Source organism: Desulfosediminicola ganghwensis (genome assembly GCF_005116675.2).
In the GTDB taxonomy this organism is placed as follows: Bacteria; Desulfobacterota; Desulfobulbia; order Desulfobulbales; family Desulfocapsaceae; genus Desulfopila; species Desulfopila ganghwensis.
On record NZ_CP050699.1, the window covers coordinates 4,795,451 to 4,816,571 of the forward strand.

Below are 21,121 nucleotides of genomic sequence, written 5' to 3' on the forward strand. Positions count from 1 at the left end.
TAAGTAATTGAAAATATTAAAGGGTGTAAAAGATGGAAAAGCTATTTTCGATTCTACTGATGACAACTATCGTTGTCACCACGGCAATATTTCATGTTCATGCTCAAGATTACAAAACAACAAGAATCACAAACAGTGAATACTATAACGCTTATCCTCAAATAAATGATAACGGAGTCATAGTATGGGAGGGAACTGACAAAAGCAGTCCATATGAAAAGGATATATTCACTTATGACGGTTCGCTTATAACTAAAATTACTAATATCAATTTCAATGATGAAAAACCGCTAATCAATAACAGCGGAGATATCGTGTGGCGAGCTAGCGAATTACCCCTTACAAGTTCAAATTTTTGCAATAGACATATTTTCCTCTACGACGGTTATACAATAATCCAGCTGGATTCAGATGACTACCTCAATTGGAACGAACACTACCGTATTAACGATAGTGGGAATGTGACATGGTCTAGCATGATAGGCATTTATCGGATTCCTAACGAATGTAGTATCCAATCTGATTTCGCTCAAATATTCCTCTATAAAGATTCTGAGACAAAGCAAGTCACACAAGAACCCTACCCATATGCCGGACATTTAAGGCCTGACATTAACAACCTCAATCAAATAGTATGGGATATGCCCACTAAAGGTGGATCTCTGTTTTATTTATTCGGTGACATATATATCTATAACAGTACGATAATCAGCCAGATCAGCAAGAACAGCTATAAGGATTGGCGAGCAGTAATAAATGACAAGGGACATGTAGCTTGGTCTGGTTATGATGGCAATGACTTTGAAATATATTTTTACGACGGCTCTTCTATCATTCAAGTTACGGATAATGATTACGATGACCCTTGTTCTTTCTATGGTTACAATTTAAAAATTAATAATAGTGGTCAAATAGTCTGGTCAGCTTACAATGGCAGCGGGTGGGAAATTTTTTTCTATAGCGGCTCGTCTGTTATTCAAATTACAGATAACGATGATTATGATAAAGATCCACAAATAAACGATAAAGGCCATATCGTATGGTCAACGACACTCGCTGACGCACCTAACAATAGTGAAATATTCCTTTATAACGGGTCAACGACGACCCAACTAACTGATAACGGGGGATCAAACCAATACCCACAAATTAACAATAATGGTGAAATTGTATGGGTAGGTCCGGACGATGACGGACTTGGCGGCGAGATATTTCATGCCGTTCCAAGCCCAACAACAATCAATGTCGCGATAGACATCAAGCCTGGTAGCGACCCCAATAGCATTAACATTAAAAATAAAATTACTATCCCTGTTGCAATTCTAAGCTCTGTTGAATTTGATGCAATCACTATTGTCCCAGAAACGATAACGCTTAGCATTGAAGAGGTAACTTTAAAGGTGATAGAAAAAAAATCTAATTATCTCTGCAATAGTGATGATGCTAATGCAGATGGGCTTTTAGACTTGCTCTGTCAAGTGCAAACAACTGATGCAAATATTGATTCAGGTGAACTGATTGCTGTATTGGAGGCAGAAACCGAAGAAGGTCTACTTATCCATGGTGAAGACTTGGTTCGAATTGTTCCATAAAACTAATTCCGATTTCCCCTAACCCTCAAAAAAAGAACAAAAAAGACTCTTAAGCAGCTACAACACATGTGCTTTTATGTTTCTGGCGATGTGAGGATTATCTAAAATTTTATTTAGAAAATTAACTCGTTATAGCTACCTTAAAAGTTCATATTTAATGACAATATATCTGTTTGCTCAGTTTTAATGGAGACCAAGTTCATCAATTCACCTTATGCTTAAGCCAACACTGCTGAATTACATCTAATATAATACTATTCCTTAGGGATCTTCTATTTGGGTGTTCAACTCTTATCGCCAGAATATCCGGAAAAAGTTCCAATTTAACTTCAGCAATCAAATTACTTGATTCCCTCACCATAGCTCCGTCTTCAAGATATAATTTAGGAATAAACTCAGAAGAATTCCCAAAATGATGTTTTATATAACCATCTCTTTTCCCAGTTGTAAATATTATCAAATCTGGCGACAATATCTCCACCTCTTCCCTTATGACATTGAAGTAAGCCCTTTCCAATCTCCTTATATCCTCCTCAGGCTTTCCTCTCCCAAGATTACCTATTTTAGAAATATTGTTCCAGATAAACTCAGGACGCTTCCCATCCAATATCAAATTCCTTTCAAAATATGCAAAATTTTTCCCATTCCAAAATGCTCTTTTGGATCTTTTTTTTCCATTTGGCGATATCTTACGCAGGTAGTCGTGATAACCAGACATTAGCTTGTCGATATCATGTTGAGTTTCATTGAAGCAGCCGTACCACCCGTCAGTTTCTTGGCCAAAAATTATCACCTTCACTTCAGAGTTTATATATTCTTCATTAACTTTTACAAGCAAGGGACTACAAGCTTCACTTTTTATACTTTTCACTTCTTTAGCAACGATAGGATAATTTTTTTGATAAAGCTCCCTCAACTGTTCATTCATCTATTCCCCCCCGTATAGGATAATGTTAAATAATTCAACTATAAATTCAATATTTCGAATAGAAAACATCGGCACGTGCCGCATATATCATTTATTCGTCTCTACATTTAATACAGAATTCGAAAGTCAAATATCTTTAGCTTACTTCAAACTTTTCCTTTTTATTCGACTGATATTGAACCTTTTCCCTTACATCCCGTCTTACCATAGTTACTACACCCCCAAAATAACCCGTAACGACCTTTCCGCTCAACAAGAATACCGTCTTTGCATGAGGAGACTGGACAAGCTTTAGCCGTATGACCACACTGAGGCCCAGTGCACCTGTAAACCTGCCCATCTTTGAGCATTGGATATCGCTTACACGCAGGGCACTTCATAGGTGTACAATCGCACAGGGGGTAGTTGCTGCAGCCGAAGAAGAACTGTCCGTCGGGAAGGGTACGTCTTTCAATTGATCCTGTTTTGCACTGAGGACATGAGCCAAAATCAGGCAGAGTTTGTTCTGCTCCAGCCGTTCTCAGCGCATTAAAGTTATACTCTGGCTCTTCATCGGAGATTATCTCGATAATGAAATCAGAAGGATTGGTTGTATCATACAAAACGTAACTGTGATGCTTCGATCTCGTCAGGGCCACATAGAAAAGTCTGCGTTCTTCTGAGTGCGGTAACGGTTCTACTGGAGGAAGAACCAAGTTAAGAAGAGGATCATCAGTTATCTTCGATGGGAATCCATACTTCCCATCATTTACATCCAAGACTATAACAAAATCCGCCTCTTTCCCCTTACTTCCATGTACAGTGTCGAACCTGAACTCAAAATCCGGGTACCGATCTTTTAGTGAGGGGAAGCACTCAGGGATTGCAAAGGCGTAACGGCCCAGGAGCATAACTACCGCCTTACCAGGGTGCCTCTTCTGAATATCCGTTACACACTCAAGAACCGCTGCATCTACATCCTGGTAATACTCCACCAGAGTTACAGCGCTGCCATCAACCTCTCTGAAAGAACGAACTTCCTTTTTTAGCTGGGCAGGATTCTGGGTTACGAAAGTTGTGGCGAACTCATTAATCTTGTCATTGAACCTGAAAGTCATATCCAAGGGTAATGTCTTCGTATACCCAAAGTGTGAGGCGAACTGGCCCGTGTAATTCACATCTGATCCAGAAAAGCGGTAAATACTTTGCCAATCATCACCTACACAAGTCAGAACAGTATCCTTCCCTTTATCCACTATGGCTTTTACAAGTTCAGCACGTATAGCAGAAATATCCTGGAACTCATCGACAAGGACATGCTTAAACTGTGGGATGTATTTACCCTCTTGAACCAGGATTGTGGCCTTCCTGATCATGTCGCTGAAATCGACTTCTCCTGCAGCCAGCAACTGCTTCTCATACTCATCGTAGATTGGCTCAAACACATCGATGAAAGCATGACATCGTGGAGCCTCTTGGTGATCTGTAGCAATTTCTCGCAGCGAATCGATGTTATGCCCAGACTGTTTGAAAAGATCCAGAAAGGTTGCAATCAGTTTGGTGAACCTATGAGCCTTCTTCTCTTCACCGATCTCGATTAACAGGCCCATCAGATCCGCAAAGGACATGGGGGTAAACCGCACTCCATGTTTTTCCAACTTGGACTGTAGCCGATCAGTCAGAACACCTTCTTTCATCTCATAGCTGAATGTCTCAACACACGTGGTTCCATTATCTTGGTGAAGATTCCGTTTCCACTCCATTCCTCCTAAGTACTTTTCTTGATTTACGAAAGTAGCTGTGTTGTGGTTACGATCTATGCCGTAGTGTTCGATATAGATGTCATAATCAGGGAGGTAAAAGTCTGGCTGATACTGTGAGTGTTCTTCTGTAGCAGTATCATGCTTGTATGCGGCTTCGTAGACATATTCAATGCCATTGACGAAGAGGTAGTCAGCTATGACCACCTCCTCAAAGCTTTTCAATGTCTCCTGCTTCAAGGACTTCTTACTGGTTCTCTTTTCTGAGAACTGAACTCTCGACTTCAAGGATTCAACTTCACTCTCTTTCAGAGCCTTAAAGTAATCGCCCTGTTCTTCATGCTCAAACTCATCTTCATATTGAACCAAGTAAGTAATAAAGTAGTCGATTACCCTCTGACTATACGAATCATCCTTTTTGGCGATATCTGCGATCATCTGGTTAACGAGTTTGAAGAAGTCGGCCCGGTCTTCCTGCAACTTACTTACACGGGGTTTCCTCCCAGTGGCTTTGGCTATGATCTCAAGACCAAGTTTGTGAAAGGTATTCGTCGTGATCCCCTCCACATCTGGAAGTTTCTCGCCGATTCTCTCGTTGGTCTCTTCACTAGCTTTCTTTCCGTAAGCCAGGATAAGGATCTCTTTGGGGTGGGCAAGTTCTGCTTTGACTAGATATCCGGCCTTGGCGATGATTACAGATGTCTTACCGGAGCCAGCACCAGCGAGAACCAGGTTATTATCCTCGTTGGTGACACAGGCTGCTCTCTGGCTTTCTGTGAGGGGATTGTTCTCTACTGTATCGAAGAACCGTTTGTAATCCGCCAGTTCTCGTCTGAAAAAATCTTGATTATGAGATTCTTTTAGATGCTGTATCGACGAAAAGCTTTTCAGGAACTGGAGGATTGTCGATCTGTTTTCATCAGAGGTAAATTTCTGGAGTATAGGGTTGTTCAAATGCTTTGCTGCAACTTTGCATCGATCTACCCAACCCTCAACCATGGAGTTCCGCAAATACCCTTGGTTCCAATAAGTTATCAGATCCTTCTCAGCCTCCAGAACCAATGGGTAATACAAGTCCAGCGCTTTTCTGTAGTATCTCTCAACAATTCCAGCAATCTCATCAGACTGTACGACTGAAGCACTTTTCTTGACCCCTGGTATAGAGAAATCCCCTCTTACAGTCGGAACGAGGATAGTATCCCAGAGGAATCCGCTTTTAACTTTCGGGTAGTCTGTTGCTTGATCAAAATCCAGAGTCCATTCGTCACCACCTACCAACAACTTGAGGGAGTCCTCGTTGTAATCGATCTGATGATTACGTATAAAATGGGTGATACGGTACAGGAGGCTTGTTGGGATCTGCTGCATAATGAACTGTCGCTAATTTTATTTTCCGGCTGGTTGTCATCCTTGGGTCGCAGGCAGCAATTGCCAATTCTCATACTGGCAACTGCCTATGACCTTGCCATATAATAACACCCAGCCCAAACAGTCAATTATACCTTTGATATCTTTAATATTTACCGAAAAAAAAGGGTCACACCCTAGTCTACGTGACCGGAATGCAACCCTTTCATCCCAAGAGGATATGTTTTCTCAGTGAGTTACAGTGCTAAACCCATCTACCACAAATTTAAAAGGTGCCGGCTGTATCTGTTTTTCAGCAACCGTGGGCAACCTCTCGTCTCCAGCAGGGCAGTGGGGTTGGCTTGGCCGAACATCTTGAAAAGATGCTACTTCCTCGAACAGCTTACCGGGAGTGGTTTTCAGCACCCTAAAAGGGTCTTTCATAAACCGGACATTTTTCTTGCCAACCGCATCAACCAACCGACTGATTTCTCTATGCATGTCCTGATGTGCTTTGCGACGCAGGTATGCAGTTTTCAATATATCTACACCTTGCTGTCCAACGATCGTATCAAACATCCAGCCAACAACAATATTACCTGAGAAGCGAAAGAAAAGATCCCCGGGTATCTCCACATGATCAAAGATCAAAAATTTGGAAATCCATGAACTCAATACACAATGATGTGCACAGTAGATACTGAGTAACGGATCGAGCAAAGCCACTTCTGGTGGTACTTTCTTACCAGTGCTGCCAACTGATGGAGGAGAACTTGGAAGTGCAAAGCCCGTTCTGGTTAATGTCGTCAGTGTATCTGCAACAAAATAGTCAGGACATTTTTCCCAGTATGCATTCATCCTGAGTCCAATCTTGTCAATCATTTTGTTGTTGACGTCCCAAACAAATGGAACCCAAGCCTTCCCAGTCTCTTTAATTTGACCCGTAGAATCATCCCAATAGTTGATTTCATAGGTGTCAAGCAGCACCTTCAAGCGCATCAAATAATTGGTGTGGATTGTACCTCCAGATAACCATTTGGCCACCTTAACTGCGTCCACGTCAAGAGAAGCAGCTATACTTTCAGCATCGTGGTCATGTGTGTTTACCAATGTTGCCAATACATCGTTCATGTTAATTTCCCTCTTTTTAGGGTTTTAATTATCAGCAACATCATGACGTTATCAGCAGTAGGCGACATGACTTTGGTCTTGCCCCGTTTACGGCCAAATCACTAAATTTGCTTCTACAAAATCTATTTATCGATAGCTGTATTTCTGCATCCCTGATCCAGAAGTATCGACAAACGTATCATGGCCTATACCATATAGTACCCACCCCTCATCCATCAACAGGCTGTATGGGGTGTCGCAATTTTTTTTTTGATTTTGAGAGTCCGGCGATTTCACCTCATGGAAGTACTGGTGCAGTACTCTATCCAAATCCGTCAGCATATAACCCTCCCCCCCCCCGGGTACTAACTTCTCTCGTATATACGATCACCTCCTACCGTAGTGGATGACCAGCTCGCAAGCTCGCCAGGACGAGGATGTGGGATAAACCTACATCTCTCTCATTCACAGGAGGCCAATATGTGTCCGGTAACAATCACCCTCACCATCTGTGCCGAGATCCTCATCTACGGTAAATTCAGAACCAAGAAGTAAATGCACCACTCTATCCCAACGTTCATTTGCATCACTGGTCCGTCCTTCTGGATGGGCCTCTGTTTTTTTTCAAAACGATACACCTACACCATACACAGAAAGATAGACAAGTAGGGTCCAATACAGGCAACTACATAACACGATTACGAATGTGGGGAATGTAAAAAGTATCACCGGCAAAACCCTGCACATACTCATCACCACCTCAATTCAAACGCTTCTCCGTCCTAACCTAAACAAGCCTCAACCCTATCTGAAAACTTGATGTCAATCCAGACAAGAACATCTCTGCATCTATCACACATTATACAAGTATTAATAGTTATTTAGACATAATTTAAGTGATTTGATGGGCGCTCCGCGCCCTGGATTGAAAAATAGAAGTCCCAAGATTTTCCCCAGACTCTTCTCCTCAAGTCTAAGGGTGCTGGACAAGACCAAAATCTTTGAAGGCACCTAAAGACTAAAAGAAGAAAGCCTATCACAATAAAAGACCACATCAGAGCCATTTCATCTGAGCCTAGGAGGAACTTCGGAACGGCTTTTTGATCCATACAGGTAACCCTATAACCAATAGCTGCGGAATCATCGGAGCCAAGTACATGAAGGCTTCCAATGCTCGTAGTCAGTTATTGGTTCAACATCAAACCGGCTATTTGCCACAACCCTCATCCATTTTAAACAGGAGACATATGTTTATTGACCCCAAAGAGAAAGTTGCAGGAGTTAGCCTTTTGGCTATCAGAGATTTCATCTGTAAATCAGAGGAAGTACATGAATCAGAGCTACTCGATCACTTTGGAAAGCTGACCTCAGAACCAGAGGCGGTACTGAAACACCTTCTAGACACCAAATATCTGATCAAGAACACAGAGAAAGATTGTGGTGCTGATTACCTGATCACCCAAGAAGGACAAAAGTTCTGTTCAGCTACCATACCTAATCTAATCCACCGCTCAAAAGCTCAGAAAGAGTTACAGGAATTGATTGAGCGAGTCATTGAAGTGAATTCAAACGAGAGCTACTTTTACCAAGTCGACTTAGTGGCCATCTTCGGGGATTACATCTCTGACAAAGAAGAAATCGAACCTATCGATGTATTCATCGAGGGTAAGCTCAAAGACTCTGTCTTGAAGAAGTATGGGCGTCGTGGAAACGCCGGACGTATCCTGGCCAAGAAACATAAAAGGAAAATCAATTCCTCCAAGGATGCAGCTGCATACCCTGTACTTCATGCCATACATAAACTGCAAAACCAATCAAAGTCGTTTCAGATCGTTAATTCTCTCCGGGAAGTTGCATTCGGTGGACCTGTTAGGGTTCGCATCTGTGATATCAATGATCCAGCCGAAGAAGTAAACATGGAAGAACCAATGCTCGTTGTGATCTATGACATTGGTGACCCGAGCCTCCATAAGGCTGGCATCCCTTATATCCCATTCCGTGACAGGGAAAACGACTAGTAAAGCCCCTCGACAAGCCCTCATTTCAGGAACAACCCTTCTATCCTTGGAACAAACCGGAACAACAGGACACTCCAACTATCACGGTTTTACAGCCAGATAACGCAACACCAACACCGTTTGTTCCTGTGTTCCGTTGTTCCAACGATTTTCTAGTATTCTTTTGGTTCTTCCTCACTGACCTAAAGAGCCGATAGGTTACGCAAACCTTGGGAGAACGATGTAAGAAATTTGTGATACCTGCCTAATATAGAGACAGGAACAGTAGAAGTACTTTTCATTACACGAGGAATGCGTATGGGCTTTGGCCGGCCTATACGCATTTCTTGTTTATAGCGTATGGAAGCCCTTTATTGCGTCTATACAAAACTCGCTGTATAGTCAAACATTATCAGTAAAATCATATTTATATGTTGTAGTTCGTCTTCAACTCTTTAGCCTAAGTTTTTCAACGAGGTAATATTATGAAATTAAAAAATCGCTTTGTAGGCTTACTTGTCATTGCTATCACACTCATGGCGACAGTGGCTAGTGGTCAGATAATAAAAGCAAACGAGGCAAATGCTTACATCGGACAGAAAACCACTGTATGTGGTTTCGTTGCCTCAAGCAAATACTCTGATAAGTCTACAGGGAGACCAACTTTTCTTAACTTTGATAAACCATTTCCTAGACATGATTTTACGATCGTCATCTGGGGCAATAATCGCCAATACTTCGGAAGGCCAGAAAAACAATACAAAGGTAAAGATTTATGTGTTACCGGTCAGATAGAGAGCTTTAAAGGAAAAGCTCAAATCGTAGCTGAAAGACCTTCAGAAATTGCAGTAATTAATTGAGGTCTTAATAATGGTTTCACCACTTGTCCTAGATCAATCTGATGATCCAGCTCAAGAGGTTTATATGGAAACGAATACAGGTAACCCCACAGATCGTCCAAGCAAGCCAATTAAGATAGCTTTTTTATTTAATTACAGATGCTTGAGGGATCGTGAAGCCTTGCTATCTCTTCTACTGGTTTTCTCACTTCTATTCATATCATCAACATCTTTAGCCCAAGCGATCATCAAGGGTAAGGTTGTGAACGTTGCCGATGGTGATACCATCACAGTCCTCGACTCTTCATACAGACAACACAAGATACGTCTTTACGGAATAGATACACCAGAGAAAGGCCAGGCGTTCGGTAATTCAGCGAAGAAGTTCACTGCTGGTCTGGTCGCAGGAAAGCAGGTAGAGGTCAAAGCGTACGATGTTGACAGGTACGGCAGGACTGTCGGTGTGGTCATGGTGGCTGGGCTCAATGTCAACCGTGAGCTGATTAAGGCAGGATACGCATGGCAGTACCGGAAGTATTGTAAGGCTTCGTTCTGTGGTGATTGGCTTCAGCTCGAACGAGAGGCAAGAGTATCGATGAGAGGGCTCTGGGATTTCGCTGTAGACCCTGTGCCACCGTGGGAGTGGCGAAAGGCTAAAAGGAGCGGGAATACTTCAAGTAAAACATCCAACACATACACTGCGCCTGCTTCAGAAGCCTACCACGGCAACGTGAAGAGCCATGTGTTCCATGCTCCTAGTTGTAGACACTACGAGTGTAAGAACTGCGTGCAGAGCTTTGGGAGTAGGCAGGAAGCTTTGGACTCTGGGTATAGGCCTTGTGGGATGTGTAGGCCTTGATGAGAGTGGCTAAAGACAACCTGAAGTGTAAGATGGCCAGGAAGGGGAGCTATCTTAAAGAATTACGTGACGACTTACATCTGAAAGTTAAGTTCGAACGAGAACCTCGCAGTTAAAGATGCTTTGATAGACAAATAAAGTCGACGCCCTTGTAGTAACCAATCTGAGATTAGCGTAAGCCAATCTGAAAATGTTTTGACATCGTTTGAAGTCGATACAACGGTAAACACGCTACCTAATAAAGGGTACATAAGGTTTGAACTCAAGTTCATACAACCTCTTACTTGTTTTGTTTGGCTAATGTTGCGGCTATTGCGCCCTATCACATTGATTACCCTTGACATTGCGTTATGGATAGTTCATGATGTTCTTGTCAGGGAACATACATTTGTCGTATCCAAGTTTAGAGCCACTTCTCAGCATTATGTGTTGTGTGAGTGGCTTTTTTTTGTTTTTCTTGTAGCCGGACATCACGCAACACGCTCCTTTTCGAAACATACAGCATATGGCCCTTCCTGGCCGAAGGCATACACGATGTAGCGCATATGCCCAGTGTACCTAACAGAGTAATATAGTAAAAATATGTGAAAAATTCAATAAAATAATAGTGTCCTGAAACCATGGCTGAGTTCCACTGAGAGGCTGTATGAGCTGTTTGTGACAAAAAATCTGTGAGGCTATATTGATATGTGAGCTCCCCGCTTATGCCCCCGTGTACCCGCCTTCGGCTCCACTCACAGTCCCACACCCAGTCAAACAAAAGGGAGGTAACACTTCGCCTCCCTCAGTTCTATACTGCTAGCCCTAGGCTCACCGACTCAGTGCGGTATACAATGTCTGCCTTGACACTCCGTACTCTGCTGCGAGCACCTTCTTCTGCTCACCCTGAGCTATCCTCTCCTTGATTTCAGCCACCTGCTCATCCGTCAGCTTGGCCTTAGCGCCAAACCGAGTACCCTTTTTCTGGGCATTCCTGATGCCTTCTAGCTGCCTTTCCTTAATCAGTGCTCTCTCGAACTCAGCCACAGCTCCCGACATCTGAACTAATTACTCTGGAACATCGGAACATTGGAACATTTTGACCTAGCTATATGATATAGACACATTATCGGCCACATAGGGTTGTAGCATTGTTCCACATGTTCCAGATCACAAGCAAACACTGTGCAATGTCAGTCTTCTCTCCTCCGTCAATACGCATATAGGTCATTAGAATCTTGACGTTTCTCCTGATTTAATGCACGTTCTTCTCTTAGTCTTTCCGTATTGGCGACCTTACCCCAGGTATGAACCAAAGAATTAAAACGACAGAGAGAAGATGATACAAGCAAGCAGATGCATATTGGGAACAGTACTCGTAGCTGTTATGGCTACCAGTGCGTCAGCACATAACCAGTACATAGACTCATTTAATAAAGCGAAGAGATACCTCGAAAGAGAGGTATATACAGATTACCGCAAGACCATCTATTGTGATGCTGACTATGATGAGAAGAAAAACGCCATGCATCCAGCTGGTTTTATATCTGAAAAGTACGTCAAGAGATCCAAGAGAATCGAATGGGAGCATGTAGTCCCTGCTGAGAACTTCGGTCGTACCTTCGTTGAATGGAGGGACGGGGATAAAGAATGCGTGGACAGTAAGGGGAAATCGTTTAAAGGGAGGAATTGTGCCAAGAAAGTGAATACTGAGTTCCGGTATATGGAATCAGACTTACACAACCTGTTCCCTGCTATTGGATCGGTAAACGCTCTACGCAGTAACTACAACTTCACCGTTCTTCCTGATGCTCAACCTACTTTTGGTTCATGTGATATGAGGATATCAGGAAGGAAAGCACACCCACCAGAAATCGCACGCGGGCAGATCGCCAGGGCATATCTGTATATGGATTCTGCCTATTCACGGTACAACATGAGTAAGAGCCAGAAAAAGCTGATGGTGGCATGGGATAAGACGTATCCGGTCACAGATTGGGAATGCACTCGTACTTCGAGGATCGTGCAGATCCAAGGGAATGATAACCCTTTTGTGTCTAAGCACTGTATGTCAGAACCTTAGATCGTAATCTGCACTCTACTCAAGTCCATCGATTCAGATAAGGCTTTGGCTACGGCTACACTTGCTACACTCCAATACCTGTAAAATTCATGTGCAGCACCTGTAGCCAAAGTAGCCGTAGCCACCAGAGTCTAAAGCCCCCTTTACGGCGAACATACTCCGTAGCTGTTGAATCTGACCAGCCATAGATAATCAGGAAGAATCTTTACTTGTTCGACTTGCCGACCGCATCAGACTGCCGATGAGAACTGAACCGCTACGCGGAAAAACCGACCAACCAGCCTCCCTTTTGTCCCACCTCTTCCAGCATGAAATTCATTTCTACCATTACTTCCTTGATTGATAAAATACTGTAGTAGCGTCCTTATCAACTCAACCAAGGAGGTGCGTCATGAGTAGTCCGATCCGAGACGAGTTCGTTGAACACATGAATTTTCACGGTCTCACCCATGAGACCCAGCGTGGGTACATCAGTGGGGTCAGATGCCTGGCAAAGCACTACAATCAGTCTCCGGAGAAGCTGAGCAATGATCAGGTGCGGGGCTATTTCCGCCATCTGCTGCTGGAGAAAAAACTGGCATGGAGTTCATGCAAGACCTATCTCTCAGGCATCACCTATTTCTACCGTCATATTTGCGACCGGGAGGTTGATGACCGCTTTGGCCTGCCGCCGAAACCACGGAGCAAGAAACTACCGGCCGTACTGTCAATGGAAGAAGTAGGCCGTCTTCTGGGCTGCATTGATAACCTTAAACACCGGGTTCTGCTCAAGACCATCTACAGCGCAGGGCTTAGAGTCGGGGAAGCTATTCGCCTCAAGCCGGAGCATATTGAAAGCGATCCGTCCAGGATGGTAATCAGGGTCCAACAGGGCAAGGGACGCAAGGATCGCTATACGGTTCTGTCCAGACAGTTGCTCCCTGAACTGCGGGCCTATTGGCAGGAGTACAAGCCCAAGCTGTGGTTGTTTCCCGGCCAGAAGCCCGGAACCCATATCAGAAGTGCTTCCGTCTCGATGATGCTCTACGCAGCTAAAAAAAAATCGGCTTAACCAGGGAATGCAGTCTCCATACTCTCAGACACAGCTTTGCCACCCACCTCCTCTATAAAGGCTACGACCTTTATACCATCAGCCAACTGCTCGGCCACAGCAACATAGAAACAACGACGATCTATCTGCATCTGGTTCCAGCCAGGTATGTCCAACTCAGGAGTCCGCTTGATCTGCTGGACGAGACAAAGGAGGGAGCAGATGAAAGATAATGGCAACACACCGGAGATTTCCGATATCTTTCGCAGATATGGTAAGAAATACCGGGATATGCATGTGGTGGGATCGCAGCAATATAAGGTCATGAGACGCATCGAAATATGTCGGACCGCTGCCCTTGGAGGCCATGTCGAAGCCTGTAATCATTGCGGTTATAACCGCAACGCATATAACTCCTGCCGGGACAGACACTGTCCGAAATGCCAGACCATGGTCAAGGAGAAATGGCTCAGTGACAGAAGGACAGAACTGCTGCCTTGCCCCTATTTTCACAACGTTTTCACTTTGCCGCATGAGCTCAATCCCCTGGTTATGGGCAATAAACACATTATGCTGACTCTGCTGTTTACCGCAGTCAAAGAAACATTGCAGGTCTTCGCCCGTGATCCGCAGTGGCGCCTTGGGGGCCAACTCGGCTTCATTTCCGTGCTTCACACATGGAATCAGAAACTCATGGACCACTACCACCTGCACTGCATCATCCCGGCAGGAGTTCTTTCATTTGATCGTACAAGCTGGACCGGCACCAGAAGAAAATATTTATTCCGGGTTCAGTCATTGGCGAAGGAGTTCAAAAAACGCTATCTGGACAAGCTAGAAAGGGCACATAAGAAAAACCTCCTTTCTTTCCCTGGCAAGGTTGCAGGGCTGCAAGAGAAGAAACAGTTCCTGACGTTCATAGAAACGTTGCGTGGCAAGCAGTGGATCACTTATGCCAAACAGCCCTTTGGTGGACCGGAACAGGTGCTCGAATATCTCGGTCGCTATACCCACCGGGTGGCAATAACCAACAACCGGATCATTGCTATCGATGATGGCAAGGTTAGCTTCAGGTATCGGGACCGCAGCGACGACAATAAGGAAAAAGAACTTACCCTCAGTGCTGAAGAATTTATCAGGCGATTTCTCCTGCACGTGCTGCCGAGCGGCTTTACCAAAATCCGCTATTACGGCTTCCTGGCTCATGCTAACAAGAAAACCTGCATCGCTTTAATCCGCACCCTGATCGGTTCAGACGTCAAATATACACAGAAAACAGTGGAGACCGTTCAGGAGATGATGCTGCGCTTGACCGGCATCGACATCTGCTGCTGCCCGCAGTGCGGCAAGGGAAAGCTGGTCTATCTCAGGCCGATTACCGACCTGGCTTATGATGATAGCTCCTGATCAGGTTTCTGTATCAGGATTTATCTAATTTCCAGATATACCGATGTTGGATTCAACAGGATAGCTGCGTCTTGCACAGGTGAAGATTGCGAGCAAATACGTGGGTGCCATGAAAAAATATACATTTTGTCGCATAGCCAGCGTCATCAAAGACCAGTTTCGCCGGTTATGCTCGAAAGACCCGCTTCTCAATATTGCACCACGACCGATAAACAGTAATCAGGAACCGCAATTAATCCCCATAGCATAACGTTTCCGGCCACAACTCCCCCGCAGTTCAGTTCTCAAGGTTTATCAATAATTGCAGCATGTTTTGTTGTGAATTCAAGGACTGCCAGAGCGCAACTATTGATAAACCTATTCTGTAAATCTTCAGTCCCGCCTTGCATGATTGTGTCGTGGTATCGAACAGCATGCCTAACAACATTCATTGGTACCCAAAGGGGATACGCCAAAATCATCACTGGTTCGCAGATACAGTAGATATCTTCAGTTTGACCCTTGTTGCACACCTAAGAGATGTTCTTTGGTAATCTCTCATTTGCAGTTACTCCAGCTCTGTGAAATTCCAAAGAAGAGAGTGGTTCTACAACTTAGGAAGCATGTACATCCAAGATTTAGACAGGGTAAGCAAAGCTTCGTTGTCGCAATTTTAATTGCGGTGCTTACCACCGCATGGGAGACGGAGTTGCCCAGAACGCAGTATTTACCAAATCATCCAGTAATCCTTTGTTATGGAAAAAGCTGAAGGTTAAACTGAAAGCATTGGGCTCATCCGGCAAACGAGTACCTGACTTTTAGACTCAGGAGTTCACATGCTTATAACCCTTATAAATAGTGGAACATTATTCCACTGAAGACAGCGTGAATTTACTGATGGATTTAGCCAGTTGCACTTTTTCCATTTCTCAGAAGAAAAAGCGTTGAGAGCCTGAAAAAACAACGGGACAAGCAGCATTATTAAGTTGCTCCTTCAAGCGATGTTTTTTCGCTTTTTGCATAAATTCAAATAGTTGCCATAGGTACTCGTTTGCCGGATGAACCAAGCTTTGGGGCTGGTTGTTTATTTACAGGTTTGGTAGCGAGTAATGTGCTGCTTCGAGTTGTAACAACAACGAGAGCAATAATCTGGTAATCCTTTGTCACTGTTTGCGCTTTGAATCACTCCTTTGACAAAAGTATGTCTGGATTTACCGAATGCGATATCAAGGATTGATTGCTCCTTGATATCGCCAAGCACTGAACCATCACAAGCAATAACTACTCCATCGAAGCGAATGGGCAGGTCACTGTGCACGCGAAAGCATTCAAACGGATTCAGAATATAGAGAGTTGATATTTCATAGTAGGATTTGAGCTCATCGAGATTCATTTCTGGCTCAAAGATGGTGTCTGGAAATCGTTGACGGATCATGCCCAGTTGAGACCACAGTTGCACTATATTGATGCTCCCAAGCCGGGCATTGCCAGACACGAACTTCATATGCTGAAAGCGCATCTTGGCGCCCAAGGAGTCTCCAAAAGAAGCATACTGAATTAAGTTGTTGTAGTTTTGAGGTGTTATTACCATGTTAATAATAACTTCAGTGTCGCTCAACTCCCGAAAAAACTTTATCCCTGCAACGGCTTTGGTAAAAGCCCCCCGTTTTTTTGTCAGGGTGTCATGAATATTCTCGTCGCCATGAATAGAAACTACCAGCCCTATCAAATGTTTCAAAGATTTTGCTTTGTCCTTTAAAGTTGTTCCGTTTGTGATCAAGCGGGTTGGCATATCCAGGTGCCGGAGTTTGTTTATTAACTGATCAAACCCTCGGTAGATTGTTGGCTCGCCAGAGCCTGCCAGCTTGACAACCGGTTTGGGACTCAGGGTGGCCAAATCTTCCACCAAACGCAAAAAATGCTCCAAAGGGATCTCTGCCCCTTTGCTTATAGTCCCCTCAATGCCATGAAATGGGCAAAACAAACAGTTTCCGTTGCACCGGCTTGTCAGGTCGAGACCAATACTGCGTAATTTTAGCGTGTTCATGGTCTAAGCATTATACAGGATGAGTTCGTTCAACAGGTTGTGGTAAGTCTCAACACGCTCATTTATATGTGTAGGATCAACTGCGAAATGAGAGAGTCGTGATGATATGACCATATAGTGATGGAGTTTCCAGGCACAATAAAATATATCAAGGGCCAATCGGTACTCTTGCGGAATAATACGGTTCAAGCGTTGTTCGAGAACGCTGTAAAGGCGTGATTTTTCGGCCCCAAGTTCAGGAAATTCAAGGGCTGCTCCGGCTAGCAGCAATAAGGCGTCTCCTCTGGGGGCATCAGTGTAGTCTTGGCAATGGAAGGCATCAAGTTTGTAGAACCCAGTATTGCTCCAACGCCAATTTTCAGCTTCAAGTTTCCAATCAATGTCTGATAGGGTGATATCCGCCATATCAATGGATCTAGCAATGGCATTGAGTTTTTTGGCGCTATTAACTAAACTAAGTGATCCAGTAATATGGCAAGCAGCATCGAGCAGTCTTGAGCAATCGATCAAATAATCATTAACTCTAGCCAAAGCTGGCTGTCGGAATTCGTTACTGGCAACGATGTAGTCCATAAGCAATTGCTGTTGGGGTTTGTTAAATCCGGTTAAAGGCTCTGGGCAATATCGTTGAAGCAATACCCCCCGCCCAGCTGCGACTAAAGGTGGCATAAACCCAGCCAAAGCCTTGTGGTAATGGATGGTGTCATCTCCATAGCGACCGTAACCAACAAACTTTCCAACCAATCCCCCCTCGAAATGCATTTTTGGTGATTGGTACCAGTGCAGGGTACTTTGTTTGGATAATCTAGGTGAATCAACATGACCTGACCAATGAGTTTTGTTACAAATATTGACTTTGGTTGGCCCTAGCTTAACAAAGCTGTTTTGTAATTCTACCATTCGACGCAATGCTTCGTGACTCTCGACATGCACATTAGAACACCCTGGCAACGGGTTCATTGGGCGATGATGAATTATTGTAATATGTGCCTGTGGTGCTCTTTTGTTAAGCCAGGAACTGGTGCTTCGAAATGTAGCACCAGAACCTGGCCCCTCGTCCACCAACAGCAAATGTTGTATTCGTCGCAACTTGATTAATTCACAGTCTTGCACGTCAGACGAACTCCAGCTGGCATTACCAGTAGGTGGCCGGACTGTTAGGTAGGAACTGGCAGTTGCTGCAGCAACTGCTGGAGCCAAAATGCTACCAGCACTACGAATGCCAACAACTAAGGTGTTTTCAGGTTCTACCTCAAGCGCGCTTGCTGTATTGAAATAATCTTCAGGTAGCACACCAAAATGCACCAAGCATTCAGGTATTTTAACCTGAGTCGGGTTATACTTGATGAACTCCAGCAATGGCTTGATGGGCAACTCTTCAAAAGTAGGCTCAACTGAACTGCCAAACAGCGTCGCAGCATATCTGGTGACTTGGGTGCGCCAATCGACAAGAGACAGTGGTTCTGTGGTTAGACATGCCGAATCAGCCAAAGCTTGTTCAAGTCCACAGGCCACTCTATAAACTTCTTCATGATCCTGTCTCTGCCAGGCTGACCGGTAGTTTTCGAGGGCTTGACCTGCGTTCTCGAAAACATACAAAGATTCATTAAAAAGATTCATTTGTATTTTCTGCAAGTGGATGATGCACCTTTAACTTTACAGGTCCTATGCCAATACCAGTTACCACATCGTGCACCTTACAGATGTATTCAATGAACTCGTCAACATCCTCAGTAGTTATATTTGGGGTACATATATAGGTTTTTAGTGCTGATGTCTTTACGGCGACAGTTCCAGTGGACATTGCTGGTAGAATGTCAATCAGATAGTGATTTTCTTCGCAACAGCGGCTTAAAATAGCGCGGGTCGCTTGCTCGTTCAATTCATTAGAGCCTAAATCAGTTGTAAAGACCGAAGCAAAACCAGGAGTGTCTGAATTGTGAACGACGAAGCGGTTGACCGATGCTAGTCTTTTGCGCATGTAAAGTGCGGTTTCAGTGATCTTGGCTAAAATAGAGCGAAATCCTACAGTGCCCAGTTCATATAGAGCAACCGCTCCGCCAATAGCTGCTTGACCCGGTCGACTGTTTTCGATAGTGTATGTGTAAGCTGAATATTCGTTGGAAGGAATGGGCTCAGATTTCATTCCAAAATCAACTCTATCTTTAATCATAAAAATTGAGGATGCATAGGGACAGAAACCGGTTTTGTGAAAATCAGCTCCGAAAGAATCAGCTGCGTCGATGGTTGCGATTTGAGAAGAGATCCGTTTGAGCCGTTCAGCTACCTCCTCAGTTAGCGCCATAGGGTTGATTTCCCAATCGTAAGAGGCGAAAAATAACCAGGGCCATCCAACAACTGCGTCGATATGGATATGCGGTTTATAATTGAGTTCGTGGCGTTTAACAAAGTCATCGCGTACTTCGACCAATTGCCCAATAGGATCCACATCGAGATCAATTGTGCTACCGCCCGTTAGAATTATTGTAGCTACGCGTTGTCCTGCTTTGTGCACCCGTTCAAGCTCAATATCAAGAGTCTCGGGTTCCAGATAACCACAAGGACCAACAGGAACACGAATGCAGCGTTTGCGGCCTATACCTGAGAGCTCTGTGTCAACAATGTGGCATGGATGTCCCTTGGTTGTCGAGAGTACTACAAGATCCGACGGCACTCCGTTATCTTGGGCTTCGGGTGCTGCTTTGCGAACACCTGCACGAATGCCATAGAGGTTAGTTCCCTTGCCGCCGAATACGAATGCACCACCAGCTCTTTCTACATCCCAACCAGCAAGGGTTGCAAGAGTCCTAATGACATCAAGTTCAGCTTGAGCAGCATTCCCAGAAGCAATGTCCCATGCTAAGTTGGGATTGTACAGTGAACTTAACGCCTGTGCCGCGACTACAGTTAGTAGTGGCGGAGGGGTTACATTAAGCATAACTCTAGGGGAATGCCACCTAACAGCACCTCCAAAATAAGATGCGGTCCGTTCAATCACCGCTTCTTTGCTCGAAATCTGCTCTTGTAAAAGGTTTTCCCCTTCGTATTGTGGTCGTCCCCCTTTTAGTGTGGCTCTATCCGCATCTATTGTCGGTTGTATAGTCCGATGAATCCTTTGCATTTGCTCAACAAGAGAATCGATTTCGTCTGAATTTTCATTCAGAAACAAAGAGGAAAGTTCTGGATAATTTGGCGAAGGTGGTCTGTTTTGATTCAAGCGTGGCTCCTGTTAGGTGATCGAATTTTTATTTATATTTTTGAAAATATAACTGAGTCTATCGAGGGCTTCGTTTACTGAAGTTGTGCAAAAAGCTAATTTAGTCCAATAATTCTTGTGCGACAGTAAGGATTCGATGAGGTTTATAGCCTGGTACAGTCCTTTGGCTTTAAAAAAATCACTTCTATACTCTTCGGGTAGACCGTACCCATCAAGGATAGCTGATTGTAGACACTCCGTTTGGCTTGAAGAAAAACCAATGTAACAGGCGATGTTCTCTAAAACTAACTCTTGGTGTCTTAATCCTGGCCTAATGTTTTCGAAATCTAAGACTGCTCTTACTGTTGTTGATGACGTGACAATGTTCTTATCTTGGTAATCTCCGTGTAATATTCCATAATCCAACCCTTCCATGTCAGAGTTCTCGATTATGGTCCTAGCCTCACGCAATGTCCTGGCCAGAGCTGTTTCTCGAGGTATTTCAAAGAGAGTTTCATTAACTAGTGCCAATAATCTATCACTTAGGGCCTCAGCTGTTTCCGCTGACAATTTGCTTGGTTTTCGTAAGGTATTTAAACCTTTGTGTATCTTCTTCAACTCTCTCCCAAGTTCATAGACGAGTTGCTTTGACGCAACGCCCTTCAAGTAAGCTGAATGTCGTAAGTCTTTACCACCAACCAGTGAAGTCAAAAGCCAAGGCACACTAGATTCACAGCCAGCAGCTAAAACAAGGGGGACAGCTGCGCCATGCGAAGATGCCAAATTAAAGCCAGACATTTCAATGTCTCGCCTGTCCATAACCTCTCCCAGGATGTAGAGCTTCAGAATGTGGTCTTCGCCAAGCCTATACACCAAATTTAAGGTGCCAGCTGTAATTAGCGTACAAGTGCGAGAGTCAATAGAGCGAGCATACAAAACGCTATTTAGCACTTTATTTGCTCTTTCAATTTCAACTCTTTTCATCACCG

General features: G+C 44.0%; 14 protein-coding genes and 1 pseudogene. 7 read left to right on the forward strand and 8 right to left on the reverse strand.

Features of this window, described 5'->3' with window-relative positions; all coding sequences use genetic code 11:
* Positions 1 to 32: 32 nt before the first annotated feature.
* Positions 33 to 1,592, forward strand: coding sequence for a TolB family protein (locus FCL45_RS20605; protein WP_136798707.1), 1,560 nt, complete (start codon positions 33 to 35; stop codon positions 1,590 to 1,592).
* Between the two features lie 202 nt (positions 1,593 to 1,794).
* On the opposite strand, the gene FCL45_RS20610 is transcribed toward FCL45_RS20605, so the two are convergent.
* The 3 genes from FCL45_RS20610 to FCL45_RS20620 all read right to left on the reverse strand — a co-directional run bounded on the left by FCL45_RS20610 (position 1,795) and on the right by FCL45_RS20620 (position 6,737).
* Positions 1,795 to 2,520 carry a hypothetical protein gene (locus tag FCL45_RS20610; RefSeq protein WP_136798706.1) on the reverse strand — a complete coding sequence of 242 codons (726 nt, stop codon included), beginning with the start codon at positions 2,518 to 2,520 and terminating at the stop codon, positions 1,795 to 1,797.
* A 161-nt stretch (positions 2,521 to 2,681) separates the two neighbouring features.
* On the reverse strand, positions 2,682 to 5,627 hold the full coding sequence (locus tag FCL45_RS20615; RefSeq protein WP_136798705.1) for a UvrD-helicase domain-containing protein: 2,946 nt from the start codon (positions 5,625 to 5,627) through the stop codon (positions 2,682 to 2,684).
* A 228-nt stretch (positions 5,628 to 5,855) separates the two neighbouring features.
* Positions 5,856 to 6,737 carry a hypothetical protein gene (locus FCL45_RS20620; RefSeq protein ID WP_136798704.1) on the reverse strand — a complete coding sequence of 294 codons (882 nt, stop codon included), beginning with the start codon at positions 6,735 to 6,737 and terminating at the stop codon, positions 5,856 to 5,858.
* Between the two features lie 1,226 nt (positions 6,738 to 7,963).
* On the opposite strand from FCL45_RS20620, the gene FCL45_RS20625 reads away from it, so the two are divergent.
* From FCL45_RS20625 to FCL45_RS20635, 3 genes are all read left to right on the forward strand, one after another.
* The gene (locus tag FCL45_RS20625; RefSeq protein WP_176360075.1) at positions 7,964 to 8,734 is read left to right on the forward strand and encodes a hypothetical protein; all 771 of its coding nucleotides are present in this window, start codon (positions 7,964 to 7,966) and stop codon (positions 8,732 to 8,734) included.
* A 464-nt stretch (positions 8,735 to 9,198) separates the two neighbouring features.
* Positions 9,199 to 9,573: a DNA-binding protein gene (locus FCL45_RS20630; RefSeq protein ID WP_136798702.1), complete on the forward strand. Its 375-nt coding sequence runs from the start codon at positions 9,199 to 9,201 to the stop codon at positions 9,571 to 9,573.
* A gap of 64 nt (positions 9,574 to 9,637) precedes the next feature.
* Positions 9,638 to 10,411 (forward strand): thermonuclease family protein, encoded by a 774-nt coding sequence (locus FCL45_RS20635; RefSeq protein WP_136798701.1) that lies wholly within the window; start codon positions 9,638 to 9,640, stop codon positions 10,409 to 10,411.
* Between the two features lie 810 nt (positions 10,412 to 11,221).
* On the opposite strand, the gene FCL45_RS20640 is transcribed toward FCL45_RS20635, so the two are convergent.
* Entirely contained in the window at positions 11,222 to 11,449 is a 228-nt protein-coding gene (locus tag FCL45_RS20640; RefSeq protein WP_136798700.1) for a helix-turn-helix domain-containing protein, read from the reverse strand.
* A 280-nt stretch (positions 11,450 to 11,729) separates the two neighbouring features.
* Between FCL45_RS20640 and FCL45_RS20645 the strand changes: the two genes are divergently transcribed.
* From FCL45_RS20645 to FCL45_RS20660, 3 genes and pseudogenes are all read left to right on the forward strand, one after another.
* Positions 11,730 to 12,473 carry an endonuclease gene (locus FCL45_RS20645; RefSeq protein WP_136798699.1) on the forward strand — a complete coding sequence of 248 codons (744 nt, stop codon included), beginning with the start codon at positions 11,730 to 11,732 and terminating at the stop codon, positions 12,471 to 12,473.
* 391 nt (positions 12,474 to 12,864) lie between these two features.
* Positions 12,865 to 13,736, forward strand: a pseudogene (locus FCL45_RS20650) (tyrosine-type recombinase/integrase).
* Positions 13,726 to 14,910 (forward strand): IS91 family transposase, encoded by a 1,185-nt coding sequence (locus FCL45_RS20660; protein WP_176360077.1) that lies wholly within the window; start codon positions 13,726 to 13,728, stop codon positions 14,908 to 14,910. Before FCL45_RS20650 ends, FCL45_RS20660 begins: the two are co-directional and overlap by 11 nt.
* A 1,063-nt stretch (positions 14,911 to 15,973) precedes the next feature.
* Here the strand turns inward: FCL45_RS20660 and FCL45_RS20665 are convergent.
* Genes FCL45_RS20665 through FCL45_RS20680 form a run of 4 tightly spaced genes read right to left on the reverse strand, consistent with a single transcriptional unit; the run spans position 15,974 to position 21,116 of the window.
* Positions 15,974 to 16,936 (reverse strand): radical SAM/SPASM domain-containing protein, encoded by a 963-nt coding sequence (locus FCL45_RS20665; RefSeq protein ID WP_136796921.1) that lies wholly within the window; start codon positions 16,934 to 16,936, stop codon positions 15,974 to 15,976.
* 3 nt (positions 16,937 to 16,939) lie between these two features.
* Positions 16,940 to 18,571, reverse strand: coding sequence for a hypothetical protein (locus tag FCL45_RS20670; RefSeq protein ID WP_136796922.1), 1,632 nt, complete (start codon positions 18,569 to 18,571; stop codon positions 16,940 to 16,942).
* On the reverse strand, positions 18,543 to 20,153 hold the full coding sequence (locus tag FCL45_RS20675) for a pyridoxal phosphate-dependent decarboxylase family protein (protein ID WP_136796923.1): 1,611 nt from the start codon (positions 20,151 to 20,153) through the stop codon (positions 18,543 to 18,545). The genes FCL45_RS20670 and FCL45_RS20675 overlap by 29 nt, the downstream gene beginning before the upstream one ends.
* A gap of 12 nt (positions 20,154 to 20,165) precedes the next feature.
* The gene (locus FCL45_RS20680; protein WP_136796924.1) at positions 20,166 to 21,116 is read right to left on the reverse strand and encodes an aminoglycoside phosphotransferase family protein; all 951 of its coding nucleotides are present in this window, start codon (positions 21,114 to 21,116) and stop codon (positions 20,166 to 20,168) included.
* Positions 21,117 to 21,121 lie beyond the last annotated feature (5 nt).